The organism is Nitrososphaerota archaeon, from assembly GCA_011605775.1.
Classification (GTDB): domain Archaea; phylum Thermoproteota; class Nitrososphaeria; order Nitrososphaerales; family JAAOZN01; genus JAAOZN01.
The window spans coordinates 1-25,649 of record JAAOZN010000036.1; the positions used below are offsets into that span (position 1 = coordinate 1).

The window sequence follows — 25,649 nt, forward strand, 5'->3', positions numbered from 1 at the left end:
CGATATGAGGCGGCTATTGACGCTTCTTCCACCCCTTGACCCTTCGTTGAGGTGAGATAGTTAACCTTAAGTTTAGGTGCAGCAACATATACGCTGAAGCCGAAGTTGGGTGTATTTGCTGTTAAAGGAGTTGTGTGGAACCCTCAGAACCCATTAAAGAAGATTGAGGTAGATATGCTTGTTGACACAGGGTCGACATACACGGTGCTGCCTGAGAACCTCTTGCGTAGTCTTGCTGTTACCCCTTTGAGAACCGCCAAGCTTAGATTAGCCGACGGTCGGCTCATCGAAAGACCGTTGGGAGAGGTTGGGGTAGAGTTAGAGGGTCTTAGAGCTACATCAACTCCAGTTGTCTTTGGGGAAGGAGAGGTAGCCCTACTAGGCTCGGTCACACTAGAGCAGCTAGGTTTAGCGCCAGATCCTGTGGCAAAGCGCTTAAAGACTGTTGAAGCTCTCCTTATGTAGCTAAGATTTGGCTTCCTGGTCTCTTGGAACGCCTTGGTCACTCCAGCCTCTAAGCCTATAGTACTCCTTCAGCATCTCTTTAAGCTTCTCTTCACTAACTAATTCGCCCTCAGCCCCCCTCCTTTTAAGAGGTTGAGTTAACCACACCCTTGGATACTCGGTGTCTGGTGGTACACCTTCTCTGAGGTTATAGAGGCGGATAAGGTTGTTTATCCTCACCGCGCACTCCCTAAAGGCATCCATCTCCAAGTTTAGACCAGTAACACCATTAAAGGCTTCGAGCATCTCATCCCAGAGTATAGGTCCAGCGATAGGTAGGCAGAGGAAGTGGCAGTAGATCATCGAATCAACCAGCGTGTAGAAGTCCTCCTGCTCCTTAACTATCTGCGGCTGATCCATATACGAAAACCTATTCACTTTAATTTCTGGTCTAAATGGATGCTTGCCTACGAGGTTAGGTCTATATGCCATATGCCTCAGGTGGCAAGCACCTCTACTACTAACAGCATACGCTAAAGCCATACCCTTAAGCGCCCTAGGATCGTAGCCAGGCGGCTCAAGACCTTTAACGTGAACAGCAAATTCTTCAGCCCCCCTACCTATTACACGCGCAGCCGCTCTCACACCCTCAGCTAGCACCGCACCAACCCCCTTTCTGTAAGCTATCTTAACTATGAGATTCAAAGCGGATTGAGCGTCGCCGAATTTAGGCTCCAAGCCGTCAAAATCCTCTCTGCCTAAAACGCCTCGTCTAAAGCACTCCATAGCGAAACCTACCAAATTACCAGCTGTAATGGTATCCAACCCAAGTTTGTCGCAAACATCACCAAGCTTAATTACCCAGTTAAGCTCAGTGATGCCACATAGTGAGCCAAAGGCGTATAGCGTCTCATACTCTGGTCCCTCGCTCTTCAGATGAGTCTCATCTTGCAGTTCAGAGGTCTGGCAGCAGGCTATAGAGCAGCCGTAGCAAGACCTCCTACTCTTATAAAACTTGCTCTTCAAGAGCTCTGGAGAAATCTTCTCATAATCGTCGAAAGGCTTCTCGCTCCAGTAGTAGGTTGGTAACGCACCAGCCTCATTTACGATAGGTAGAATTCCAGGCGTCCCATATGTCGATAGTGATTTATGCTTCTCCTTAACCTCAGCAAGAACCCTACTTCTAACCCTTTCCACGGCCTTAATGTCTGCAGGCTCATACTTTCTACTACCTCGAACCGCCATAGCCTTCAGCTTCTTAGAACCCATAACAGCACCCAAGCCACACCTCCCAAACTGCCTACCCTTCGAATGGTCTACGCAAGCGAACTTCACAAGGTTCTCACCAGCAGGCCCTATGGCTGCCACTTGAAGATCACTACCGTGATCCTTTATGATGATGTCTTGGGTTTCGAAGGAATCCTTGCCCCATAAATGATCTGCCTTCTTGATAGAAACTTTGCCATCATCGATAAGGAGGTAGATTGGTTCATCGCTTCTACCTGTTATCACTACGGCATCAAAGCCTGCTCTTTTGAACTGTGTAGCGATCTGCCCACCACAGTACGACTCACCCCAGATGCCTGTTAAAGGAGACTTAAAGAACGCACCCAACCTATTCGAACCAGGAACTAAGCTTGCATTCATAGGTCCAACAGCAAAGATCAGCAGACTCTCCTCACCTAGAGGATCAACACCTTTCTCGCTCCTTTGTAGGAGAATCTTCGCCGCAAAACCCTTACCGCCTACATAGCTCTTGCACCACGCTGCTTCCAATTCCTCTTCTACGATCTTCCTACTCTGAAGATTTATCGTCAGGATTCTGCCAGCATATCCCTGTACCATAGGATTTCATAATGTTTATCTACAATTCTAAAATTAAAGTTTTCCATTGACCACCACCATCCAAGTATTTGAAAGTGTTTTTGAGTCTTAGGAAGTTGTCAGCTTTTTGTAATAATAATAACCAAATTTTTCAAAACCATGTAAAAACAGACGACATTTTTAACGTGGTACTACCATTACTTTTATGCATTCTCCTTTTCTCATCAGATCCATTCCTTGGTGAATTTCTGGAAGGTTTATCCGGTGCGTTATAAAGTTTTCTACGTCGAACCTACCAGCATTGAGTAGTTGCAAAGCTGCGTGGAAGGTGTAGTTCGAAATGAAGCTGCCCACTATCTCTATTTGCCTAAACGTTATATCGAATGGTTCAATCGGAACCTCTTGTCCTTGTGGATTTATTCCAAATAGGACTACTCTACCTCCTCTTCCTATCAAGGAAAGAGCCTGCTTTGTGGCGGTGGGGGTACCAGCCGCTTCTATTACTACATCAGCTCCTCTCCCATCCGTTAAACTCTTAACCACTTCAGAAGGTTCCTCTTTTTTTACATCGATTACTATCTTCGCGCCGAATCGTTTGGCATCCTCGATACGCTTATCCTTAACTTCACATACAATAACTTTGGCTGCTTCACTCTCTTTGAGGAGCTGAAGGTAGAGTAAACCCATAGGACCAGCGCCGATTATGACAACCGTATCTCCGGGTTTTATCTGAGCTCTTTTCACCCCATTAATTACACAAGATATCGGACCAGCTAATATACCTGCTTCAAACGACATATTATCAGGAATCTTATAGAGCGTTGATGCTGGTGAAAGATTGTATTCTGCGTATCCGCCGTCCAAGTGTTCACCTAGTGTCTTAATATTCTGACATAAGTTCTCTCGCCCTGTTTTACAGTAGTAACATTCGCCACATTTAATATCCACGTCGACTGTTACACGGTCTCCTGGCTTAACATTTTTCACTTTTTCCCCTACTTTTAAGACTGTACCCACGTATTCGTGGCCAAGGATTACTCCAGGAACAACAGGATGCTCTCCAGCTATTATTTTTGGATCCGTCCCACATATACCACAACCATAGATTTCTAATAGCACATCAGTCGGATTTTTTATCTCTGGTACGGGTCTGTCCTCAACTACTAGATTATTTACTCCTCTAAAGACAGCAGCCTTCATGCTACGCAACTCTATCAAACTCTATGCCATACTTCTATTTAACTTCTAATCTCTCTTTACACCAATCATAAGATAGGCTATGTCTTCTCTTGTAGCACTTTGCCTATCTAAGATGCCAAGGATTTTACCCTCATATATTACAGCGATTGTGTTGGCGCAACTGAAGATTTCGTCTAAATCGTTGGAGATTAGTAGCACTGCAGCGCCTTTAGAAGCTTTTTCAACGAGCTTCTTTCTAATATATGCTGTTGTCTTAGCATCAACACCATGTGTAGGCTGGTTAGCTATTATAAGCGAGGCTTCTCCTCCTATTTCCCTAGCTACCAACAGCTTCTGTTGCGTTCCGCCTGAGAGTGTCTGAACTAGCGAATTTGGTTTAGCAGCAGCCAACTCATATTCCTTTATAACTTCCTTTGCTATCTTAGAAGCTTTCTTCCAATCTAGAAATAAGCTTCTCTTCATGTCGTTCTTTCTAAAGTCTTTCAACGTAATGTTCTCAGCCAAAGTAAAGTCTTGGATCAGGCCTTCACTTATTCTATCATCTGTTATATATGATATGCCTCTAACGTGAAGATCTCCTGCGCCAAGCCTTGTAACGTCCTCTCCTTTAAAGTATATTTTTCCAGATTTTATGCTTCTTATTCCAGATAGCGCCTCAGCTAACTCCTTCTGTCCGTTTCCATCTATACCCGCTAACCCCAAGATTTCGCCTTCTCTTATCGAGAAAGAAACACCTTTTACAGCGTCGACTCCCCTATCGCTCTGCACCACAAGATTCTCTACTTTTAGAACCTCCTTACCAAATGTTCTAGGAACTTCTGCTGCAAGGGCCGGCTCAGCTTCTACACCAAACATCATCCTGACAATTTCAAGCGTTGAAGTAATTTCACTTTTATCTAATGTGCCTATCTTCCTACCTGCTCTGAGTACCGTTATTCTATCACAAAGTTCCATCGCTTCGTTAAGCTTATGTGTGATGAAAACTATCGACTTACCTTGAGAGACGAGCTGCTTTAACACGTTGAATAAGCCAGCAACCTCTACTGGAGCTAAGACGGATGTAGGTTCATCCAAGATTATCACCTTTGCTCCGCGTAGTAAAACCTTTAAGATCTCTACGCGTTGCTGCTCGCCCAAAGAAAGATCAGCAACTTTACTCCAAGGGTTCACTGTAAAACCGAGCTGCTTTGCTTGCTCCTCTATCAGAGAAGCTGTTGCCTTTAGACCGATCTTTTGGCCTACTATATCCATGCCAAGCATCACATTCTCAACCACTTTGAATTCAGGCACAAGTGTGAAGTGTTGGTAAACCATGCCTATACCAAGCTTAAGAGCGTCTTTTGGTGAGCGCATCTTTACCCGCTTCCCCTCAATATATATTTCGCCTTCGTCTGGTCGGTAGAATCCGTATAGGATGTTCATGAGGGTTGTTTTACCGGCTCCGTTTTCACCCAGAAGCCCATGTATCTCCCCTTTTTTTAAATCAAAATCGACGTTTTTATTTGCAACCACTCCTGGAAAGCTCTTCGTTATACCTATCATTTGCACAACATAGTTTTTTTCACTCACCTCATTTCCCTCCTATATGGTCTGGCAAAAGCTGGTGGAAAACGTGCACGCCTAGCTAGTACAACTAACCCAAGAATAGTTATAATATAAGGCAGCATAAGAATAATCTCAGCAGGTACTGTGCGCAAGTAACCTAATGCTTGTATAGCGCCAGCAAAGGCTTCTGCTACACCATAAAGCAACGCTCCGCCTAAGATCTTTAGAGGGTTCCATCTTGCAAACATCACAATAGCTATAGCTACATAGCCTCTCCCTTGGATCAAGTTATCTTGGAAGAGCGAGACTTGGTAGAGTGATAGGTAAGCCCCACCTAACCCAGCTAGAAGCCCGCCTATTAACATAACTATGTAGCGATAAAGGAAGACGTTTACACCAGCTGTGTCTGCAACCATAGGATTCTCACCAAGTGTTCTGATCTTTAGTCCGAAGCGTGTCTTGTAAAGAACGTAGTAGAAAAAGGGTACCAGCGCTATGCTCACGTATACTAAGAAGGGCTGATTAAAGAACATTCTGCCTATGATCGGTATAGCGGCGAGTTCAGGTATGTTAATAACCCACTCTTTAACTGGAAGCTTTGGTAGCGTTGTACCATAGAGTAACCTAAAGTATAAGCTTGTGAAACCTATTGCTGATAATGAGAACGCTATTCCAACGACTATTTGATCAGATTTAAGAGTGACATATAAAACGGCTAAGAGGAAGCCTAAGAGTAGACCTGTACCCAATCCTGCGAGAAGCCCTATAAGGCTTGAATTCGTCGCTACGGCTGCTAGGAAGCCTGTAAAGGCTGAGAATAGCATTATTCCTTCTATGCCAAGGTTAAGTATTCCTGCGTTCTGAACATAGCATTCTCCTAAAGCCGCTAGTAAGATCGGTGTGGCAACTCTCAACATGCTAGCGGAGATAAATGTTATAAACATAGTTAGTATGGAGTCTATCAATTTAAATTTACACCTCCTTTCGCTTCCTCAGTCTAACATATCTAATAGATTCAGACGCAGCAAAGAGTATGAGCATCAATCCAAAGATTACGTCAACAAAGAACACTGGAAGCCCAACGATTCTATGCATCAGATCCCCACCTATAAGCAGTGATGCAAAGAAGAATGAAAATGGTATAAGCGCTAGAGCGTTCAACCTGGCTAAAAAGACTAAAGGCACAGCTTGAAATCCATACCAAGGCACCCAATCTGGATCAAGAAAACGCATTGTGCCAGCTAGCTGCACCCCACCAGCCAAGCCGCATAACGCACCGCTAATAACAAGTGAGTAAAAGATGAGCCAAGGTATACGAAGCCCAGCGTATCTCGCAGCCTTCAAGTTGCTACCTATAATTCTGAACTGAAAGCCTAGCATAGTTTTCGTAAAGAACACGTATGTAAATATGCTAAGTGCTAAGCCAATTATCAAACCTGTGTGAATAGGTGTTCCAGGAAGCATAGGAAGTTCTGCCGAAGGGTAGATTGGTTGTGTAATAGGGTGGTACTCTTTTGGGTATCTAAGCGGGCTCTTCACAAGATACATCAATAGATATATCCCAAGAAAGTTGAAAAGCATAGTCGTGACAACCTCGTTTATACCCCACTTGGCCTTCATCACCGCAGCAGGAAGAATCCAGATGACACCACCAACTATACTCGCTAATAATACAATCGGGATAAGAATAGGCGCAGGTAAAGGCCCAAAAGCGTAGCCAGCTATATTGGCGAAGAGGGCACCTATTATCATCTGCCCCTGAGCCCCTATATTCCAAGTTCCTGCTTTGAAGCAGAAAAGAAGCCCAACACCTATTATCAGAAGGGGCATCATCGTAATAGACATTTTACCTACACCGAAAGACGTACCCCACGCCTCCGCAAAGATTGTGTAATAGACATAGACTGGATCAAACCCAGTTAACCAAAGAACTATAGAACCAGCCACCATCCCGCCAACTATGCCTATGATCGTCGAGAGAGCATGTTTGGTCGAAGATATTAACAAGTTGATCAAACCGGATTTGCCCACTAACTTCTCTGCATCCAATCTGACTGACGATTTTTTAACCCCCTGTTATAAACTTTAATCACTTGTCCTCTAGACGCTATGTCGGATAAAAAATTTGGGTTCTCGGCTATTCGTAGCCGAGTTCCCTAAATATGGCGTGAAGGTCCTCGATACTATTTGGAACCTTCACTTTAATTTCTCCTGCTTGAACCTTCTTGCTGATTTCATTTACTTTTGCTGCTATGTCAGCAGGCACCTTGGGGTTTAGGGTTAAGAGGTAAATAGCTTGATTCGCGTGCGACATATAGTAGTTATGCTTACCGAACTCTCCGTTGTAAATGTCGATCACAGCCTGCTCATATGCCTTTGAGAAGTCCCATAGTACTGAGGTTAGGAGTATTCCTTTTTCATCTATGGCTCTTTTGTCGCCTATGACGTCAATAAACCATACCCCTGCGTCTCTGCAAGCATCCATTATACCGAATGAGGTGCCGTCGCCTTGGCCAAATATGACATCAGCCCCAAGCCCAATTTGGGCGGCAGTGTATTCTTTGCCTTTAGCAGGGTCTTCGTAGGAGCCTACAACCGTAAATAGCAGTTTAGCCCTAGGATTAGCCGCCTTAAGCCCTTGCGCGAACGCTGCACTCTGTCTTATCCAGTTTATATCTGTCTCAACAGACTGAACTATACCAACGATGTTAGATTTTGTCATAAGACCCGCAAGATATCCTGCTGGATATGACGCAGCCGTAACGACGAAAGAGTATGTTCCAAGCTTACCTGGTACGACATCTCGCTCCTCCATCCCTTCTTGAGCCTCACTTACAATAAGTACCTTGCTCTGACCTATCCTCCCAGTTCTGACGAGCTCAAGACAGAACTCTCTGTAGCCGCCTGCATGACCGACCACCAGATCATAGCCTTTTCTTATGTAGTCCTCAAGTGCCCTGAGAGGTGGTTCACCGTAACCTAGCCCCTCACTGAAAGAGAATTCTGCCCCGAACTTAGCAGCGACCTTTCTTAAGCCCTCAACACCCTCCTGATTCCAACCGTAATCGTTAGCTCTACCTGGAACTATTATCGCCACCTTAAGTTTCTTACCTAGTACTCCTTCACCAGCTACCGTTTGTGTTACTGTTTGAGTTACTGTTTGTACAGCAGCTGTTTGTGTAATAGTGGAAGTAATTGTGTGGTGCTCTGTTATTGTAGTTGTGGTAGCTTGAGAAGCACCCCCGAAGTAGCCTGCCACACCAGCTATAATCGCAATAATGACTATTGCCGCAACGGCTACAGTTGTAGAAACACCTCTCTTTTTCCCATGAAATCTTTCCGCCCGCATATCCAGATAATAAAAAATGGAGGAACTTAAACTTTATGCTTTAGGAAGCCTTTTGTTTGGGCATACATAATATCTCTTGATTTTTTACAAAAATATGAATTCTATTTCAGATGGTATTAGAATCGGGTTGTCAAAGTGACGGTATCTCAGTAAAGGTTAATTAATAATCGGATACTATAACGCTTGCTTGAAGATCGAAAGCATAACTAAAAGGTTCACAGTTATTGATATTCACAGTCATATAGGCAGCTACCCGCTCTTTAATGTTAAACTAAGTGCTGACGAACTAGTAAAACTTCTTAAGAAACATGGTATCAGCAGAGCTATCGTCTTCGCATATGACAATGAGAGTGTTAAGAACGCCATTGCTCTCCATAATGAGCTATATGGCATGATCTGGGTGAACCCCAAAGATCCTACAACAATAAGTTTTCTTAAGAAGCATATACATAATCCGAAGTTTCTAGGTGTCAAACTTCATCCACTACTTGATGGCTATCTTCCTACGCCAGAAGTGTTAGAAGAGATTATGTGTTTAGTAAAGGACGCAGGTTGGAGGGTTTTGGTTCACTGTGGTCATCCACCTTTTACGTTACCTTGGAGCTATGAACCCCTTGCAGAAAAGTTTAGTGATGTTCCTATTGTGCTAGGGCATATGGGGCACGGCAACATAGTATATATCAATGGTTGCTTTGAAGTCGCAGCTAGAAGAAAGAACATTTACCTTGAACCATCTGGTATGCCTATGCATGCTAAAATCCTTGAAGCTGTTAGAACATTAGGTGCTGAACGAGTCCTCTGGGGCTCTGATGTACCTTTCCACCATTATGCCGTAGAGCTCACTAAACTTGCTGTAGCTGGTTTATCAGAAAAAGAGTTAGAACTCGTAATAGGATTAAATGCTTTGAAGCTCTTTAATCTAGTGTAGATCTAGCGCAGCTCTTTTAGGGTTAGACGAAGTGTCTCCATTGTAGCAATGATGTTTGCTATTGTAGCTTGATACCCCATGTGCCCTATTCGCAGAACCTTACCCTTAGTTTCACCATAGCCCCCACCTATAAGCACACCGTACTTTTCAGCCATATGTTCAACTATGGTTTTGTCAGAATAGCTTGCTGGTACTTCCACAGCTGTGACCGTATTAGAAGCATATTCATCTTTCTTAGGCCAGAGAGTCAACCCCATCTCCTTGACATATTTTCTGCAAAGCTCGGCGACTGCACGGTGCCTGTTGAATGAATGCTCAAGTCCCTCTTCTAAAAGCTCGGATACAGCTTCGTTCAAAGCGTAGACTTCTGCTACGAAAGGTGTGAAGGGGAACCTCTTCTGCTTAAGCCATGTATCCTTATAATCTAGGATGCTGAGATAAGAATTTCTTAACGGCTTCTTCTTGGCTTCCATAGCTTTCCAAGCGTCTTCGCTTACGCTCATCAAGGTGAGACCAGCCGTCGAAGAGACACATTTCTGTGAAGCTGAAATGCAGATATCAACCCCCCACTCGTCAGGTCTAACATCAACTCCACCTAGAGATGCGACCGCATCTACGATAGTTATTAGCCCACGCTTTTTAGCTTCTTTGCATATTTCTCCGATTGGGTTTAGTGTGCCGCAAGGTGTTTCGCAGTGAACAATAGTTAGTGCTCTAAGATCTCTATGTTCGTCCATTACCTTCTTAACCAACTCAACATTCATCACTTCGCGTGGATCTACAGAAGCTTCGATCGCGACCCCGTCATAATTCTCTACGTATACACGGAACCACTTGCCGAAAGGTCCTGAATCACAGACTAAGACCTTATCTCCCGGGTTAAGTATGTTTGCTATTGCCGCCTCTAAGCCCAGCACACCCTCACCCTGCATCAATATAACATCGTGCTTTGTCTGAAATACCCGTTTAACCTTCTCTATAGTGTCCTGAAAGAACTCTATGAAACCGGGGTAGTAGTGGTAGATCTGTGGGGTAGCTAAAGCTGTTAACACGCGAGGAGAGACCTCTACCGGACCAGGCGTCATCAAAAGATTAATTTTATCTCTGGCACGATACGCCAACTCGATCACTACAACTACTTTTCTTATCTCTTACACTTAAATGTATACTTACTTGATTTCGTTAACTCTATAAACAAACTGGGTATAAGCTACGCTCACAATTTGAATCGAACATAAATAGGCCGCATGATCAAGATCTAACTACTATCAAATTAAAAGGTCTTAGGTCGAAAAGCTTTATAATCTACGTCTCTAGCAAGATTAAAAGTATGGGACAGTCTTCGCAAAAAACTTTGTTAACTCTTCCAGCGGTGACAAGTGTAAAGGTAGAGGCGCAGAAAACTTTGTTACAAATCACCGATATGCAGGATGACTTTGGAAACCCTAATAGTCCATTTTATTTGCCTATGTTTAAAAGCATCGTCCCTAACATAAAGATGCTCCTTGATAAGGCTAGAGAGCTTGATATGGTTGTAATACACACAAATTCATTTGCTTATCCAACACCAGGTGAACGAAGGTGGAAGTCGTTAAGAGGTAGTTTCAATGGTTGGTTTGGACCAGAGGTCGACGAACTTAAGCCTTTGGATAGAGCCAGAGAGTATGTCGTCCCTAAAACAACGCACGACCCCTTCTTCCGAACGTTTATGGACAAACTACTTGACACGTTCCCAATGATTGATACTGTTATAGTAACAGGGGTTGCCACTAATGTATGTGTAATGTATTCAATCGCTGGATATTGCATAAGAGGATTTAGGGTCATCGTACCAATCGATTGCGTAGGCGCTAGCACAGAAGAAATGCAGATAGCAGCCTTGAATGTAATCAAGGCAATCTGTCCAGCTTTTCCAGTTACTATAACTACATCATATACGCTAACACTCGAAAACTACTCTTTCTGATTTCCCTCCAATTTAGCTCGGACATTCTCCATTTCTTTTCAGCTGATAACTCCCTAACGTACAAGAATGTGCAAGAACTTTTCTGCTATGATTATAGTGAAGATACGAGAGGCTGTGGCAAAGTTATCTCACGAGCAAACATTTCAACTCCCACCGCACCCTTATGATGGCAGATCTTTAGGTTATTGAAACAGCAAGATAGGAAGCTCGCACCATGAATCAAACTTTTCTGCCACAGCCGATACGGAAGCAAGATTTAAATATATTCCAAGCCAAAATAAGTTCTATGTTAAGAAAAAAGGTGGGTGTATCTACAACATTAGCTGTAGGAGCGATGGTAATAATAGCCATAATTGCTGGTATAGTAGGCTATTATAGCGGTATTCAATCTATAGGTGAAGTTCGACCAACTACTGTAACCATCACAACTAAAGTGACTTTTACTGCAACTACCACTACAACTGCTACTACAACAAGTACTACTACAGCTATTCTTGCCTTTCAACCTGTTTTGGATAGATTTAAACTAGGATCAGCTCAGCCAAACACACCAGACTTTATAGTATGGCATATAGCGAAGGAAAGAGGTATATTTCAAAAATATTTACCTAATGTTGAGCTGGTTGAATTTGCAGGTGGAACGGGGGAATTAGTAAAAGCTTTATCTGATAATAGCATACAAGTAGGCTGGGGACTTACTGAAGGCATTCTGCTTGGCGTAGTGAAAGGTGCTAAGATTGGTATAGCGGCGACGATAATGGAATCTCCATTGAGATGGGTAATAGTTGTGAAACCAGACGCACCCTATAAGTCAATACAAGATCTTAAAGGGAAGACAGTTGCTACAAGTAGACCCGGAGGTGGTTCAAATATAGTTACACTGAAGACCTTTGCAGATCTTGGTTGGGTGGAGGGAAGAGATTATTATATTAATCCAATAGGTGACTTGAACGCTATGATAGCTGGGGTTAAAGCAGGCACACTTGATGCTTTAACATTTAGCAGAGGCGTATTAACAAGCCTCATAGAAAAGGGAGAGCTCAGAATATTAGCTGAAGTAAATTATCAGTGGCCCGAATTCAGTCTAGGAGTAACTAGAGACTTTGCATCAAAGAACCCAGAAGCGGTGAGAGCTGTGATCTTGGCGCTTAATGAGGCTATGAAGATCTTTAATCAAGAAAAGGACTATGCGAAAGGGCTCTTAAAGTCAATGTTTGGACTTTCTGATGCCGCTGCAGAAGAATTTTACACATTCGTTAGATACTCTCTAGATGGCGTGATTTTCATTTCACCGCTAGACAAAGCGCAAGACTTTATGATCCTAGGCGGAGTAATGAGTGAGAAAGAAAGAATTAAGCCTATAGAAGCAGTTATACCAGGTTTCGCTCCAATTAAACCATAAACGCAAGCCAATGAACGCTCTATCTAGCCAATCCTTTCTACAAGACTCTAACTGCTGTACGTAGGCCACGTCTAGTGATTATACGTCTCTCAAAACCTAGCAAAATAATATTAATTGATACACTAAAGGAAGCTAACAAATAAATTATTGCATAGAACTCCGGGATCTTAAAAGTGCTTGCGTATTGACGAAGAGCAAATCCTAGACCCGTTGTTCCTACGAACATTTCAGCTATTATCACACCTATTAAGCAGAGATTTAATGCCAATCTCAAAGAAGATAGTAAACCAAAAGTTATGGATGGCAGTATTATCTTTTGATATAGTTGTAAACGTGAGGCGCCATATAGTTTAGCTACCTTCAAATGGCTTTCTTCTGTCAAAGTTGTCATAGCTATCACATTAAGCAAGATTGGGGGTAAGCCATGTATAAATGAGTAGGCGACCTTGTACTCGAAGCTGAAGCCAAAGATGGACCAAAAAATAGGAATGAGAAGAACTTTTGGAATGCTAAAGAAGACTGCCACAAGTGGCTCCATCCCTTCTTTGAGTATTTTAACAGAACCTATGATCATACCGAAATAAACACCTATCACTATAGAAAGTACAAACGCTATGAATAGAGCTGATAATGTGCTCAAAAACAGTTGTGTTACGACCCCTCTACTAAATAAATTAAACAAAGTGACAATAGCGTCTGATGGCTTACTGAGGAAAATCGGGGATATCAGACCCAATCTAACACTCAGTTCAGCCGCTACAACGATTGCGATTACACTAGAAAATTGTACTAACAATATTAACAAAGTCTGTTTATCGAACTTCATTTTTAAACACCAATCTCTCAATGAACCTTATGGCCTCAACTATAACATAGGCGATGCTCAATGAGATTATTATCGCTGCGTATTCTGTTGGCGCATCTAGTTTATAGGTTGCGGTCGTTATTACAAAGCCTAGACCCATCGAAGAGGCTACTATCTCCCCAAAAATTACACCTATTATATTAAAACCTAAAGCTAGTCTTATACCTGAAATAATAAGCGGAAGAGAAGCCGGAAGTATAACTTTCAATAACAATTGTGTTGCTGTGCAACCAAATGAATGGGAGACTAGAACGTATGTAGGACGAACACTTCTTAATGCGGCTATAGTATTAAGTATCAAAGGAAAGAGTCCGAGAAAGAAACCAAATAATATTTTGGATGGAGGGCCAAATCCTAGTATAACAACAATTAACGGATAAAGGGCTACACTTGGAAAAGCATAAATAAAATAAAGGAGTGGTTCATATATTTGAGTAATAAGTCTGAAATACCCGAATAGGAAACCTACTGGTAAGCCGATGCATATTGTAATTAAGAAAGCTAGCCCTATTTCAAATAGAGTTACATACAGGTGGGCGTAGAATCCAGACGGGATAGTTGAGGCGGAAGTATACGGATCCAAGATTTCAACTGCTCTAAATAATACCTTTGAGAATCTTGGTACACTAAACTCGTTCACTACACCTACTATTGGTAATATCTCCCACACAATTAATAGCAACACGACTATAATTATTCTTATTAGAACGCCTGTTTTGAGAACCAATTACTCTCGCTCTCTACTAAGCAAGCTCCACATTTGTTTCCTTACTCCAACTAATGTTGGATCTTCTATTTCCCTCGGTCTAGGTAAATCTATGTCTATTATAGCTCTAACAGTTGCGGGACGGTGTGAGAGAACTATAACTCTATCCGAAAGGTAAGCTGCTTCAACAAGAGAGTGAGTTACAAATAGAATTGTAACACCAGTCTGCTGCCATATACGAACGAGCTCCATGGCCATTTTTTGTCTTGTCTGCTCATCTAAAGCGCCAAACGGTTCGTCCATCAATAATATCTGCGGTTGAGTTACTAATGCTCGAGCCAAGTTTACGCGCTGCTGCATACCACCTGAGAGTTGGTTGGGGTAGTAAGTTACAAAATCACTTAATCCTACTAAAGAAAGATATTTGTTTGCTGTCCTTCTTCTCTCAGTTTTATTAACACCTTTTAGCTCAAGCGGGAATTCTACATTTTGTAAAACATTTCTCCACGGAAAAAGCGCAGGGTCTTGGAAGACCATAGATATAATATCTGGTCTTGGTGAGTTAATTTCTTGACCATCTATAATCACTCTCCCCGTATCAGCCTTAATAATTCCCGCTACAATCTGTAAAAGTGTAGACTTACCGCATCCGCTCGGCCCGATGATCGTGGTGAAGGTGTTTGGATTAATAGATAAGTCAATATTATCTATAACCTTAAGTGTGTTTCCACTAATGTACTGTTTGGATACTCCTTCAATCTTTATACCTTTCATGGGTGCTTTAGCACCATCGATTTCTAATCGACTTGTGTCTTTCTATTTTATTTAAACGTTGCTAAGTTGAAGGATGTGGCTGTTTTATTATGAAATCATTCCACCCCCTTGAGCAGCAGTGATGGGTCTATAAGCATCTCCCTTTGGGGCATCCTTGCGTAAAACATCTTTATTGGTGTTTCGAGCTTTGTTATGTCGAATGCTCCGTGAGGCCTTATGCAGTTGTACCATTGCATGAATTCATCTATGGATGAGAAGTATCTTATCTTGCTTTAATGAATTTGAATACTCTCTTTCATACCTTACCCACTTCTTCCTTACACGCTTTCTTTCTTCAGTCAACGCCAAACCCTCCTGGACAAGTATCCTGTGAACCCTGTTGTGGTTGATGCTATAACCATGAGCAAGAAGCATCTTTTCGAGATAGCATGCATTAGCCTTGTATACACCATATAGCTTCCTGACAACAATTCTTTCCTCTTCTGTGATATCCTTTTTCTTTCTGCCTGCCTTTTTGAGTTTCGGAATGCTACCGCTTCTTTTGTATATTCTGTACAGCTGCTGAACCCTGCTGATTGATATAGAAACCGCATCTGCAATATCCCTGTTTGTAACTCTAGCTTGAGATTTGGACCTGATGATCCACACGATCTTATTATCATCAAGCTTTGCCATTCCATCGTATCCATAATTTCTACATACGCTCTTCCAAAAGTCGCTCAGTATACTCTTCCTTACTATCCAGTCTATTCTTGTTAAGGGGTGTAATAATTTCCGGATAACATAGAAACTTCTTGAACTTATCAAGAAGTTGCTGACCTATTCTTCGCAGGAGGGGGCGGATACTTTAGTTTGCTGTGAGAAAGGTTGAGGCGTACTAGGGCTTCGGCCATCATCAACGCCGCTGGCGCTGGATCTATTACAGGCACTCCTAAAGCCTTCTGAAGATCTCTTGCCATGCCAATCATTCCGGTGCAGCCTAGAATTATGGCTTCGGCTTTCTCCTCCTCTGCAGCTGCCCTTCCTTGAGTTTCTAGGGCTGCTTTAACCTCGTTCCACTTCTTCTCAAGATCCAGAACTGGGACCTCGATAGATCGAACAGAGACTACCTTATCTGCTGCCCCATACTTTTTAGCCAAGTCACGGAAAATGGGGATAACGTTTTTCAAAACGGTTATGATGGAGAAGCGTGAAGCTAGAAGCGAAGCCAAGGCTATGGAAGCTTGGCACGGACCCAGGACTGGGATCTCGGCTATCTCCCGGGCAGCGTCTAATCCTGGATCACCCATACAGTCTATTATGACCGCGTCGTAGCCTTCGTCCTCTGCTCTTCGCACCAGATATAACAAGATATTCAAGAAAACCCCACGACGGACCCTTGGCTTGGTTTATCCACGTAGTGGTGTTTATGCCGATAATTATGGCTGCCGGTGGCTTTCTGCAGCTCCTCGCACCCGGCGTAAACCTTGCAGCAGCGATGGTAAGTTTGGGTATGGTTTGGGCAGTACTATTGACAGGAGTGGTGGGGCAGTGGAGTACAAATGATAACAACCTCTATAGCGCCTCTCTGGCGTGGTGCAACGCTATACCAATCAAAAGGGTCTACTGGGTGGCCATCATGGGTATAATAGGCACGGTGGTAGCTGCTCTGATCGCCTTAGGATTTGGCGTTAGCTTAAATGCGTTACTCCTACTAGGCTCGTTTCTCGGCACATGGATACCACCGATGGCTGCAGTGATGATAGCAGACTTCTATATTGTAAAGCCGTTCCTACTAGGCGCAAAGGCTGTCGAGAAAAGATATGAATGGGGGCCTGGAACGGCATATCACCTAGTAAACTGGCCAGCGGTTGTTGCCATAATCGTCGGAGGCTTTCTTGCGTGGTGGATCCCCCAAGTCTATCCGACAGTACCAGGTGTTGTAGTAGGGTTCTGTGTATCCCTTATACTCTTCATACTTCTCATGGCTGCTTGTGTAAAGCTGGGCATCAAATACGGCATCGGCAAGTGGGTTGAAACCGAGAAGGGCTTCTAAAGGTGAGAAGATATGAGTGTTGAAACCAATACCGCCCGTTCCTTCTTCACAAAGCTGAACATGATAGCCTTAGTGCTGGCGATAATTATACTAGTTCTTTCCCTACTTTCATCACCAAAGGCGCAAACGCTCTTCTCAATCTACGCCATAATACTGATAATACTCATTCTTGTAGGTCAGCTCAGAGTTAACCGCGCAGGAGATCTAAAGCAGGTAGGTGAGAGGGCAGTTCAGACGCTATGGCTCTGGACCTCCCTCGGATTGGTAGCCCTAACTATGCCTCCAGCCCCCTACTTCGAGTTCAGCCAACCTATAATGGCCGCTCTGATAGTCATAGGCGCTATACTCATAATAGCTGGAGTATACGCTCTACTAAGGATCAGAAAGCTTACAGGAGTATACTTAAGCGTATAAGCAAACACAGGGACACGCAAAAATACCCCACTATCTTTTTTTCTCCGCTCTCACATGATAAATCGTGGTGAAAAGGATTCTTCTAAAAATCATTTTCACATCAACCAATATATGTAAGATCCCTCAACTCCCTTCGTATATTCTGCACCGCTGTTCTGAGAAACTCCTTGCCTCTAAGCATCTCTCTAACCTGATAAAGCTTTAAGAAGAGGGCGACTATACTTCTTCTGAAACTCAGCCAAGGCTTCGTCAAGCAGCTTCTGAAACTCCTCGAACTCTAGCTCACCGATATCAAGCCCGCGCTCCATAGCTATCTTCAGAGCCTTAAGTATAAGCCAGGTAGTAACATCATCGCCCACCTCCAAAAGATCTCTGAAGTCCGCAGCCAAACTCTCACCCTAGTCACTGCAATTTGATAACAGCAAATTAAACCTTCCTCTCAAGCGCACCATTAAGCCTTTGAGTAAGTTAGATTGCCGCTGCACTAATCTATACATAGAGACAGAAAGCCAAGGGGTAGTAGGCTGGATAAGCATGGGAAGCTATCAACTATACCTCTACAGCAGATACATAAAAGGCTCGGCACAAAACACCATTAGTAACATGTCTAACGCTGAGCACGTCTAACCCCCCTATCGAGCACCCTAGCAAGAACAGGGACAAGTATAACGAAAGATGCCACTAAACCACTGCCTGTGAAAAGAGGGGCATCAAGGCTTCTAGCGACCTCAAACACTATCGGTTCGGTTAATATATGAAGATCTAAGGCGAGGTTTAGTGCGCTCCCTATGTGCGCAGATAGCTCAGCCTGAACCCACACAGAGTTGTTGTAAAGGGGCCACAACAGCGGCGTGTAGCCCGCCGGGAGATCTAGGGCGATATGCGTAGCAACAGAAAAGAACCCCATAAACCCATACTTCAGAACCTTCGGCTTAAACTTGTAGATCACAAAAAAGATGGGTGTTGAAACAGCCAAGAGTGCGATGAGAGAATGCGTAAAGGATCTATGCACAAGAAATAAAGCATCCAAATCAGGGGTTAAGGCGAGGAGAGAGAGGAGAAAAGCCCTCCTTACATCCACACCCAAGAGCACCAAGGCGACAAAAGGTACCACAAAGTGAACTAAAGGCTCCAACCCACCATGCACTGCTGGCAAATGAGCCTATCAAGATTTCGGGCAAAAATTCTTGTTGTATACCACATTGTCCACTAACATCGAACCATTGCGGGCTACATTATGCCGGCTTTCTTTAACGCGCCTTCTATCTCACTGATCTTAGCGCGAATCTCACGCAAACTTTCATCTAAATACAGCCTAAGATCTCTTCTTAATGACCTCAATTCCTTTCTGGTCTTCCCAGACTCGTCAGTAACAACCCGTCTAGTCTTCTCAGACTCCAACCTAATCACTTCCCTACTCTTTTCTAACTCCAGCTTAATAACTTCCCTGGTCCTTCCAGACTCTATTCTAATAGCATCTCTGGTCTTTTCTGACTCCGCCTTAATCGTACTCATAGTCTTTTCATCAAGTTCAACGCTTCTTCCAGCTAGAGCAACACTCTTTTCTCCGAGAACAACATTTTTCTCACTCAGCTTCACAGTTCTTTCTCCCAGCTTTAAGTTCTTCTCACCTAACTCAACGCTTCTTTCACCAAATTCCACTGTCTTATGAAGTAATCTTTCGGTCGTATAAAGTCTCTCAAAGAGTTCCTCTTGCCATTCGCCACGTCTTATTTCGAAGTAACTGAATTCTCCGGTTGCGTCCTGCCAGCTCACATCGAGTTGCTCGACTAAGATTGGGTATCTTTGTATCTTAATGCTTTCTATAAATCGTGTAAGTTTGTCCACCCCCCCTTAGCTATAGCTACGATCCTCTTCATACACATAGTGTTGAAGATAGCTCAGCATATAAACTTGGAGAATGGAAATTTTATTGGTCCACGTTGCGCAGAAAGGCGGTTAGGAACTTCGTTTCTCATCAAGATAAAGATGCTAGCGGGCTCGGTGGGATTTGAACCCACGACCTACAGCTCTCTTCTCTCGGTTAGGAGGCTGCCGCGCTATCCATACTTCACTCACCTAGACAGTGATCTGCGCCACGAGCCCGATATTTAGCAGATAGATGCGTGCCTTTAATCTTTTTCCGTTCTTAGGGCGGCTGGTTTGCTGATGTGTTTGGTTTGTGTGAGATAGAGGCTGCTCGGCTCAGCTACTTTCGCTTCGCACATCTGTTGTATAGTAGGGTTGAGAAGTAGACCGCTGATGCTAGAAGGACTATGGTTGCGCCTGAAGGTAGATTTGTTAGATATGATAACCAGAGGCCGAGTAGTGTGAAGAGTAGACTTAAGGCTGCTGCCCCAAACATCATATGTACGAGCCTTTTCGTGAAGATTTCGCTTACAGCAGCCGGTATTGTAAGCAGCGCCATAACTAGTATTACACCAACAACTCTAATCAGCATAACCACAGTGAGAGCTACGAGTGTCAATAAGATGTAATAGATCAGATTAACCGGTAGTCTGAGCGTTTGAGCGAATTCTCTGTCGAATGAAATGGCAAGAAGCTCCTTGAAAAGTAGTGCGACCGTTAAGACGAGGATAAGGTCTAAAACCAGCATCACGATTAAGTCGGATCTGGGCACCGTGAGGATGTTACCGAATAGGTAGGAGAACAGGTCTGGCACATAACCTGGTGTAAGTTTTACGAAGATTATACCAACCGCCATACCTAACGCCCAGATTACACCTATCACGGTGTCTTCTCGCGCCCCAAGTTTCTTTGACGTAGCACCAACCCCTACCGCTACCGCTACTGCGAAAGTGATCGCAGCGTATATCGGGTTTAAGCCTAGAAAGTATCCTAAACCTATTCCTCCAAATGCTGCGTGCGAGATCCCGTCGCTTAAAAAGACGATTCTATTGACGACAACATATACGCCGATTATGCCGCATGCTACGCTTGCTATGAGAGCTGTGAAGACAGCGTTTCTGATGAACTCGTATTGTAGGACCTCAAGCAAATCAGATCAGTGTTCTTCAACTACTCTGTGTGGCAGACCGTGTGCTATGATGTCTACTGGACATTGGTAGGCTTCCATCCACATCTCCCGTGTTATCTGCTTCGACTCGTTGTAGTAGAGTTTTTTGTTTAAGCAAGCGATCTTATCCACATATTTTGAAAGGGCGGATATGTCGTGTGTAACGACTATTATCGTCATCCTGCTTTTAAGCTCGTTAAGATATTCCCAGAATTTCGTGTCAAGCCTCCTGTCAACGCTTAGCGTCGGTTCATCTAGTAAGAGGAGCTTCGGCTCTGTTGCTAGGGCTCTTGCTATGAAGACCCTCTGCCTCTGCCCGCCTGAAAGTTTACCTATGGGTTCATCCTTCAGCCCTTCTAGCTCCACAGCCTTTAGTGCTTCCAAAGCGGCTCTTTTGTCCGCTTCACTATATGGTTTAATTAAGTTACTTCGGTTGAGTCTACCTGTTAGGACTACATCCCAGACCGTAGCTGGGAAGGATAGGTCTGGTTGGTTCAGCTGAGGTACGTAGCCGATCAACTTCTCAGATTTATGAGGAGGCTTCCCATAGACCTTTACGAAGCCTTTGGTCGGCTTCAGTAACCCAGCTATAACTTTGAGTAAGGTTGTCTTACCGCCTCCATTAGGCCCGATTATGCCAAGGAAGTCGTTTTCAAGAACCTTAAGGTTGATACCTTCGAGCACGCATTTTGAGTTGAAGTAGACTGAAACTTCCTCAATCTCCACCGCTAGGTTAGGCAATCTAGCTCAGCGCCTCCTTTAGGGATAGGGCGAAGCCCTTTATGTGTGTAACATAGTCTGTGAAGGAATGTGTGTCAACCAAGATAATCTCTACGCCCAGTTCCTTTGTTATAACTTCTAGCTGCCGTGGGTCAAACTGTGGTTGGGCGAAGACCGCTTTTACGCCTGCTGCTTTGGCCGCTTCGACTACTTTAACCATCTCCTCGACCGTCGGTTCTTTGCCCTCTTCTTCTAGAGCGATCTGTTTTAAGTTGTAGTCTCTGGCAAAGTATGCCCAAGCTGAGTGATAGACCACGAAGACCCTTGTTCTGAGGTCTGAGAGGATCTCCTTAACCTCATAATCGAGTTTCTGCAGGTCGTTTACGTATGTGTCTCGATTCTCCTTATAGATCTTCGCACCGTCTGGGTCTATCTGCACAAGCCCCTGGTATATTGAGTCGACTATTTTAATGGCGTTTCTTGGTGAGAGCCAGACGTGCGGGTCAGAATGTCCCTGAGAGCCTATCAACTCTATTTCAGCGCTTGTGTCAACTATAAGCATATTTGGGTTTAGCTCAGCCAACTTATCTAACCAGTTGACTTCAAACTCAAGACCAGCACCGACTTTAAAGTAGATTCTAGCACCGCTCACAGCCCTGATAGCGGATGGTGTTAGATCAAAGGTGTGTGGGTCGGCGTTAGGCGGCACCAGAACCGCAACGTCCACCCTATCTCCACCCACTCTTCTAACAAACTCGGCATACGGGTTTATTGTTACACCAACCCTAATCTTTTGAGATCCGGTGTTTTGTGGCTCCGAATTTGGGGCTAATAGAGCCGAAACACTTGCTCCTACGGCTACGAGCAGAATTAGGATTAGGGATGCGGTCCATCGGTTCATCATTAGTTTTCTTAGTTTTATTAACTTTATAAGCCTTTCTTAATAATCTGACTATATGCTTTTAAACGAGTATTAATAATGATCTGTGGGTTGGCTGTAATCAGCGTTTCGATTAACGATCACTTGTTAGCAGAGCTCGACAGAATACGGAGTGAAGTAGGTTTTTCAGGAAGATCTGAAGCGCTGAGGGCTGCGATAAGGCTGCTAGCCTCAGAGTACCCACGCAAAGTGGAGCTTGATGAAAGGACCGTCGGGGTTCTTCTGCTCATACACGGTCATGAGGCTGAAGATCTTGTTACTGAGGCGAAGCATAGATTTCTCGACATAGTGCATACCCAAGTTCATAATAGGTTTAAGGTAGATAAGTGTCTAGAGCTCTTCATACTAAACGGTCTATTGAGTAGGATGCTTGAATTCAAGAGCATCTTCCAGAGAAGCGACAAAATCGATTACGTTAAACTGATCACAATCTGAGCTTTGAGGTGAGTATAGCAAACTCTTAAATTGGTAGCAATGGTAGTGGTTGAGTGTTGAGATTAAGTAGCGGCGGCATAGTTTTGGCGGCTTGTTTCTCGGGTGCATTTATGGCTTACGGTATTAGGTACACGTTCGGTATGGTGTTACCTGAGATGATGCGTGATCTGAATCTTACAAACGCACAAGCTGCTCTCATATATACCACTTTTTTGACAACATATACCGTCTCATCACTATTCGTCGGTTTTCTGATCGATTCTATCGGCATTAAAAGAATCGTGCTCGCTTTCCTACCCTTATTTGGTATCGGGACAGCTCTTATGAGCTTGGTTTCTAGTCAGCTTTGGGGTATACTGTTTTTCTCAGTCGCCGGAGTGGGCGCTTCTGTGGGATGGGTTCCACTTGTTGTTTGGGTTCAGAAAGCCTACCCAACTAAACGCGGTTGGTCGCTAGGCATTCTCCAGATAGGGGTTAATTCAGGGTTTTCTACATTAGGTTTGGTAACACCTTTAATGTTGCCCCATTTAGGTTGGCGGGGCATCTGGGCCTTTTTAGGCGGTTTAGCGCTGATCTGGCTGCTCCCTCTAACCGCCGTAGCCAAGGAGCCAGAAGCTAACCCGGCTTCACATAAGACCGTATCTGTGCAGATGAGAGAATGCGGAGGCGTGCTAAGGGACATAAAGTTCTGGCTGGGGGGCATATCTTATGCGCTCGGAGGATTCGCCATAATGGTTCCGATGACCTTCTCAAAAGCTTATGCAAACCTAGAGCTCGGGCTGAACCTAGCCGAAGCCACTTCGATCTTTAGCATAATAGGTTTCACAGGCATCTTTAGCGCCTTGTCCATCTCGATAATCTCAGATAAGATCGGAAGGAAGCGTTCAATAGTAATATCAAATCTTGCGTTAGCCGCTGGATTAGTCGGTTCAGCCTTCTTTTCAAAGTCTTTCCTAGAAATCGCCGCCTGGAGCGTAATTGTAGGAGTAGGCTACAGTACTATATGGCCGCTCTACGCAGCGCTGGTAAAAGATATGTATAGCTGGAACGTCGCGGGCTCAATAACCGGGTTCTGGACCTTGCTCTGCGGCGTCGGGCTCCTAACTTCACCCTACGTCTGCGGCGTCTTAATAGACTATACTGGGAGCTACAGACCAGCATACCTACTGGGCTCGGTTGTGGCGATCATCGCCATACTTCTCATATTAAAGATAAGAACACAGAGTACAAGATGCTAGCCTAGCAACACCGGTTCCTAGTAAAAGTAACCAACTTCCATCTGCCACACATTTTTACCACATTCTGAAGGCTTTGAGACACTGCTATAGAGGCTGTTGCGGTCTTCTTTGGTGTGCAACTTTATCCTTTGGCGTCGATTCAGCGCCTATTTTGTAGATGATTTACTACTAGATTGAGTAAAAGCCTTCTGATCCGCTCTTTAACTTATTATAGGTGAAGAGCTTAGTTAATGCTTCAACACCTTCCTCGACCGTTAGAGGCGGTTCTCTGAAGCCTAGATATAAGAAGAGCCTTGTTATATCTGGTGGTTCCAGTTCGCAGGCCTGAAGTAGTTGAGTATCCTTCAGTATGGTTCTTGCGCCTCCTTCTGCTGCGATTCTTTTGCTTCTATTCATAAGGATGACCTTGCTGGCTAAGTAGGGTACGAGATTCAGATCGTGAGTTGTGAAGATAACACTCTTTCCCTCAGCTTTTAGCTCATTTAAGATGCGGAGAATTATTCTTTTAGAGTTGAGGTCGACTTGTGCAGTCGGTTCATCTAGTAGCAAAAGGTCTGGTTCTGTGACTAGTATGCACGCTAATGCCGCACGCTGCTTTTCACCTTCGCTAAGCCTATATGGCGGCTTATTGAGTAGCCTTTCGAGCCCAAGCCTCTTAGCTACTTTATCGACTAGTGTTGCAGCTTCATCTTTAGGTACATCAAGCTGAGCTAAGCCGAATTCCAAGTCTTCTTGCACAGTGCTGCTAAAGAGCATATCATCGGGGTTCTGCATCAAGAGCCCTATGCGCCTTCTAAGCTTCTTGGCGTTTCTTTCAGCCATAAGTTCGCCGAAGACGTAGACTCTGCCTTTGGTTGGTTTGAGAAGCCCGTCTATGAGCAGTAGGAGTGTGGATTTTCCTGAGCCGTTTGGCCCTACTATTGCAGCACATTCACCTTCGTAGATAGTTAGGTTTGCATACTCCACACCAACGGTGCCGTCTTGGTAGACATAGTGTAGGTCCTCTGCCTTGACTACTAGTTTGTTCGTCAAATGCTGATCACCAAACCGAAGAGGATGAGCGCTGCGACAAGTAGTGTGAACAGCAACTCCTCAGCACCAACTTTAAACGTGGGGTAATAGAGTTTCATGTTTGCCTCGCCGTTTCTTGATAGCGCTGCCATCTGTACTCTTTCGCCTCTTTCAACACTCTTTATTAGAAAGACTCCCAGTATCTTCCCACCCTCTCTCCAGACGCGGCGGAGGCTCAGATCTTTGTGAACTCTGCTTTCCCTTGCGAGCGTTAGTCGGTAAAGCTCGCTCGCCAAGAGGATTAGATAGCGGTGTGTCATAGCCATAACCCATAGCAGCACGTTAGGCACCTTGAACCACCTTAAGCTTGCTAGGATCTTGGAGAAGCCGGTGCTCGAGATTAGAAGGATGAGTGTAGTAGATGCTGCGGCTATGCGGAGTATAAAGGATAGCAGATAACCGAAGTCATCTGAAAACGGTTGAAAACTTAATGGATTAGTTGAAAACGGACTTAAAGAGAGGATGGCTCTGGGCAAGGCTATTACTAGTGCCGGTAAGGTAACGGCCAAGCTCCTAAAGAACAGTCTGCGGAGAGGTATCTTAGAAATGTAGGTTAGGGTGTAGCAAGTCAGTAGAACAGCAACCTCAACTACGACGCTATGCGTAAAGATTGTTAACGTAATCAAAGCTGCTAGCCCTAATAGCTTAATACGCGGATCAAGTTTCTGCATAAAGCCTAAAGTGTGTTGGTAACCTTCATTCGCAAGTAAATCTCTAAAAGCATCTAAGCCCACTCTAACGAGGTTGACCAACCGC

General features: G+C 44.1%; 29 protein-coding genes and 1 tRNA gene. 8 read left to right on the forward strand and 22 right to left on the reverse strand.

Going from position 1 to position 25,649, the window contains the following annotated elements; all coding sequences use genetic code 11:
- The first annotated feature begins 174 nt into the window (after window positions 1-174).
- The gene (locus HA494_03260) at window positions 175-465 is read left to right on the forward strand and encodes a Retroviral aspartyl protease (protein ID NHV96791.1); all 291 of its coding nucleotides are present in this window, start codon (window positions 175-177) and stop codon (window positions 463-465) included.
- On the opposite strand, the gene HA494_03265 is transcribed toward HA494_03260, so the two are convergent.
- From HA494_03265 to HA494_03290, 6 genes are all read right to left on the reverse strand, one after another.
- Entirely contained in the window at window positions 466-2,289 is a 1,824-nt protein-coding gene (locus HA494_03265) for an aldehyde ferredoxin oxidoreductase family protein (protein NHV96792.1), read from the reverse strand.
- Window positions 2,290-2,448: 159 nt separating this feature from the next.
- Complete coding sequence (locus HA494_03270; GenBank protein ID NHV96793.1) at window positions 2,449-3,477, reverse strand: zinc-dependent alcohol dehydrogenase family protein; 1,029 nt, start codon at window positions 3,475-3,477, stop codon at window positions 2,449-2,451.
- 36 nt (window positions 3,478-3,513) lie between these two features.
- A complete protein-coding gene (locus HA494_03275; protein NHV96794.1) occupies window positions 3,514-5,010 on the reverse strand; it encodes an ABC transporter ATP-binding protein in 1,497 nt (498 codons plus the stop codon).
- 23 nt (window positions 5,011-5,033) lie between these two features.
- Window positions 5,034-5,978, reverse strand: coding sequence for an ABC transporter permease (locus tag HA494_03280; GenBank protein NHV96795.1), 945 nt, complete (start codon window positions 5,976-5,978; stop codon window positions 5,034-5,036).
- A 7-nt stretch (window positions 5,979-5,985) separates the two neighbouring features.
- Window positions 5,986-7,062 carry an ABC transporter permease gene (locus tag HA494_03285; protein NHV96796.1) on the reverse strand — a complete coding sequence of 359 codons (1,077 nt, stop codon included), beginning with the start codon at window positions 7,060-7,062 and terminating at the stop codon, window positions 5,986-5,988.
- Window positions 7,063-7,150: 88 nt separating this feature from the next.
- A complete protein-coding gene (locus HA494_03290) occupies window positions 7,151-8,362 on the reverse strand; it encodes a BMP family ABC transporter substrate-binding protein (GenBank protein ID NHV96797.1) in 1,212 nt (403 codons plus the stop codon).
- Between the two features lie 187 nt (window positions 8,363-8,549).
- Between HA494_03290 and HA494_03295 the strand changes: the two genes are divergently transcribed.
- On the forward strand, window positions 8,550-9,290 hold the full coding sequence (locus HA494_03295; protein ID NHV96798.1) for an amidohydrolase family protein: 741 nt from the start codon (window positions 8,550-8,552) through the stop codon (window positions 9,288-9,290).
- Window positions 9,291-9,292: 2 nt separating this feature from the next.
- Here the strand turns inward: HA494_03295 and HA494_03300 are convergent, their stop codons facing one another.
- The gene (locus HA494_03300) at window positions 9,293-10,375 is read right to left on the reverse strand and encodes an alanine--glyoxylate aminotransferase family protein (protein NHV96799.1); all 1,083 of its coding nucleotides are present in this window, start codon (window positions 10,373-10,375) and stop codon (window positions 9,293-9,295) included.
- A 320-nt stretch (window positions 10,376-10,695) separates the two neighbouring features.
- Here HA494_03300 and HA494_03305 point away from each other — a divergent pair, with 320 nt between their 5' ends.
- Both HA494_03305 and HA494_03310 read left to right on the forward strand, forming a co-directional pair.
- On the forward strand, window positions 10,696-11,256 hold the full coding sequence (locus tag HA494_03305) for a cysteine hydrolase (protein ID NHV96800.1): 561 nt from the start codon (window positions 10,696-10,698) through the stop codon (window positions 11,254-11,256).
- Between the two features lie 334 nt (window positions 11,257-11,590).
- A complete protein-coding gene (locus HA494_03310; GenBank protein NHV96801.1) occupies window positions 11,591-12,658 on the forward strand; it encodes an ABC transporter substrate-binding protein in 1,068 nt (355 codons plus the stop codon).
- A 37-nt stretch (window positions 12,659-12,695) separates the two neighbouring features.
- On the opposite strand, the gene HA494_03315 is transcribed toward HA494_03310, so the two are convergent.
- The 6 genes from HA494_03315 to HA494_03340 all read right to left on the reverse strand — a co-directional run bounded on the left by HA494_03315 (window position 12,696) and on the right by HA494_03340 (window position 16,340).
- The gene (locus HA494_03315; GenBank protein ID NHV96802.1) at window positions 12,696-13,484 is read right to left on the reverse strand and encodes an ABC transporter permease subunit; all 789 of its coding nucleotides are present in this window, start codon (window positions 13,482-13,484) and stop codon (window positions 12,696-12,698) included.
- Window positions 13,471-14,250, reverse strand: coding sequence for an ABC transporter permease (locus tag HA494_03320; protein ID NHV96803.1), 780 nt, complete (start codon window positions 14,248-14,250; stop codon window positions 13,471-13,473). Before HA494_03320 ends, HA494_03315 begins: the two co-directional genes overlap by 14 nt.
- Complete coding sequence (locus HA494_03325) at window positions 14,251-15,003, reverse strand: ABC transporter ATP-binding protein (protein ID NHV96804.1); 753 nt, start codon at window positions 15,001-15,003, stop codon at window positions 14,251-14,253.
- Window positions 15,004-15,098: 95 nt separating this feature from the next.
- Window positions 15,099-15,239, reverse strand: coding sequence for a hypothetical protein (locus HA494_03330; GenBank protein ID NHV96805.1), 141 nt, complete (start codon window positions 15,237-15,239; stop codon window positions 15,099-15,101).
- Window positions 15,240-15,243: 4 nt separating this feature from the next.
- Window positions 15,244-15,810: a hypothetical protein gene (locus HA494_03335; GenBank protein ID NHV96806.1), complete on the reverse strand. Its 567-nt coding sequence runs from the start codon at window positions 15,808-15,810 to the stop codon at window positions 15,244-15,246.
- Window positions 15,807-16,340, reverse strand: a complete 534-nt coding sequence (locus tag HA494_03340; GenBank protein ID NHV96807.1) for a hypothetical protein — start codon at window positions 16,338-16,340, stop codon at window positions 15,807-15,809. Before HA494_03340 ends, HA494_03335 begins: the two co-directional genes overlap by 4 nt.
- Between HA494_03340 and HA494_03345 the strand changes: the two genes are divergently transcribed.
- Both HA494_03345 and HA494_03350 read left to right on the forward strand, forming a co-directional pair.
- Complete coding sequence (locus tag HA494_03345; protein NHV96808.1) at window positions 16,328-17,038, forward strand: hypothetical protein; 711 nt, start codon at window positions 16,328-16,330, stop codon at window positions 17,036-17,038. The genes HA494_03340 and HA494_03345 overlap by 13 nt on opposite strands.
- Before the next feature lie 12 nt (window positions 17,039-17,050).
- Complete coding sequence (locus HA494_03350; GenBank protein ID NHV96809.1) at window positions 17,051-17,452, forward strand: hypothetical protein; 402 nt, start codon at window positions 17,051-17,053, stop codon at window positions 17,450-17,452.
- A 185-nt stretch (window positions 17,453-17,637) separates the two neighbouring features.
- Here HA494_03350 and HA494_03355 read toward each other — a convergent pair whose 3' ends face one another.
- The 7 genes from HA494_03355 to HA494_03385 all read right to left on the reverse strand — a co-directional run bounded on the left by HA494_03355 (window position 17,638) and on the right by HA494_03385 (window position 22,110).
- Window positions 17,638-17,841: a hypothetical protein gene (locus tag HA494_03355; GenBank protein ID NHV96810.1), complete on the reverse strand. Its 204-nt coding sequence runs from the start codon at window positions 17,839-17,841 to the stop codon at window positions 17,638-17,640.
- Between the two features lie 218 nt (window positions 17,842-18,059).
- The gene (locus HA494_03360; GenBank protein NHV96811.1) at window positions 18,060-18,587 is read right to left on the reverse strand and encodes a metal-dependent hydrolase; all 528 of its coding nucleotides are present in this window, start codon (window positions 18,585-18,587) and stop codon (window positions 18,060-18,062) included.
- Window positions 18,588-18,682: 95 nt separating this feature from the next.
- Entirely contained in the window at window positions 18,683-19,300 is a 618-nt protein-coding gene (locus HA494_03365) for a hypothetical protein (protein ID NHV96812.1), read from the reverse strand.
- Between the two features lie 148 nt (window positions 19,301-19,448).
- A tRNA-Arg gene (locus HA494_03370) sits at window positions 19,449-19,558 on the reverse strand.
- A gap of 103 nt (window positions 19,559-19,661) precedes the next feature.
- A complete protein-coding gene (locus HA494_03375) occupies window positions 19,662-20,471 on the reverse strand; it encodes a metal ABC transporter permease (protein NHV96813.1) in 810 nt (269 codons plus the stop codon).
- A 6-nt stretch (window positions 20,472-20,477) separates the two neighbouring features.
- Window positions 20,478-21,230 (reverse strand): ABC transporter ATP-binding protein, encoded by a 753-nt coding sequence (locus tag HA494_03380; protein ID NHV96814.1) that lies wholly within the window; start codon window positions 21,228-21,230, stop codon window positions 20,478-20,480.
- Window position 21,231: 1 nt separating this feature from the next.
- Window positions 21,232-22,110: a zinc ABC transporter solute-binding protein gene (locus HA494_03385; protein ID NHV96815.1), complete on the reverse strand. Its 879-nt coding sequence runs from the start codon at window positions 22,108-22,110 to the stop codon at window positions 21,232-21,234.
- A gap of 90 nt (window positions 22,111-22,200) precedes the next feature.
- Here HA494_03385 and HA494_03390 point away from each other — a divergent pair, with 90 nt between their 5' ends.
- Both HA494_03390 and HA494_03395 read left to right on the forward strand, forming a co-directional pair.
- Window positions 22,201-22,584, forward strand: coding sequence for a CopG family ribbon-helix-helix protein (locus HA494_03390; protein NHV96816.1), 384 nt, complete (start codon window positions 22,201-22,203; stop codon window positions 22,582-22,584).
- Between the two features lie 110 nt (window positions 22,585-22,694).
- Entirely contained in the window at window positions 22,695-23,822 is a 1,128-nt protein-coding gene (locus tag HA494_03395) for an MFS transporter (GenBank protein ID NHV96817.1), read from the forward strand.
- Window positions 23,823-23,990: 168 nt separating this feature from the next.
- Here the strand turns inward: HA494_03395 and HA494_03400 are convergent, their stop codons facing one another.
- Both HA494_03400 and HA494_03405 read right to left on the reverse strand, forming a co-directional pair.
- A complete protein-coding gene (locus tag HA494_03400; protein ID NHV96818.1) occupies window positions 23,991-24,854 on the reverse strand; it encodes an ABC transporter ATP-binding protein in 864 nt (287 codons plus the stop codon).
- A complete protein-coding gene (locus HA494_03405; GenBank protein NHV96819.1) occupies window positions 24,851-25,645 on the reverse strand; it encodes a hypothetical protein in 795 nt (264 codons plus the stop codon). Before HA494_03405 ends, HA494_03400 begins: the two co-directional genes overlap by 4 nt.
- Between the last annotated feature and the right edge of the window lie 4 nt (window positions 25,646-25,649).

Bases quoted from the DNA above. Each gene is read 5' to 3' on its own strand.
- HA494_03300 (NHV96799.1), bottom strand. From the start codon at position 10,375: ATGACGCCTGGTCCGGTAGAGGTCTCTCCTCGCGTGTTAACAGCTTTA.
- HA494_03385 (NHV96815.1), bottom strand. From the start codon at position 22,110: ATGAACCGATGGACCGCATCCCTAATCCTAATTCTGCTCGTAGCCGTA.
- HA494_03260 (NHV96791.1), top strand. From the start codon at position 175: ATGCTTGTTGACACAGGGTCGACATACACGGTGCTGCCTGAGAACCTC.
- HA494_03265 (NHV96792.1), bottom strand. From the start codon at position 2,289: ATGGTACAGGGATATGCTGGCAGAATCCTGACGATAAATCTTCAGAGT.
- HA494_03350 (NHV96809.1), top strand. From the start codon at position 17,051: ATGAGTGTTGAAACCAATACCGCCCGTTCCTTCTTCACAAAGCTGAAC.
- HA494_03315 (NHV96802.1), bottom strand. From the start codon at position 13,484: ATGAAGTTCGATAAACAGACTTTGTTAATATTGTTAGTACAATTTTCT.
- HA494_03290 (NHV96797.1), bottom strand. From the start codon at position 8,362: ATGCGGGCGGAAAGATTTCATGGGAAAAAGAGAGGTGTTTCTACAACT.
- HA494_03325 (NHV96804.1), bottom strand. From the start codon at position 15,003: ATGAAAGGTATAAAGATTGAAGGAGTATCCAAACAGTACATTAGTGGA.
- HA494_03310 (NHV96801.1), top strand. From the start codon at position 11,591: ATGGTAATAATAGCCATAATTGCTGGTATAGTAGGCTATTATAGCGGT.
- HA494_03275 (NHV96794.1), bottom strand. From the start codon at position 5,010: ATGATAGGTATAACGAAGAGCTTTCCAGGAGTGGTTGCAAATAAAAAC.
- HA494_03395 (NHV96817.1), top strand. From the start codon at position 22,695: ATGGCTTACGGTATTAGGTACACGTTCGGTATGGTGTTACCTGAGATG.
- HA494_03330 (NHV96805.1), bottom strand. From the start codon at position 15,239: ATGCAATGGTACAACTGCATAAGGCCTCACGGAGCATTCGACATAACA.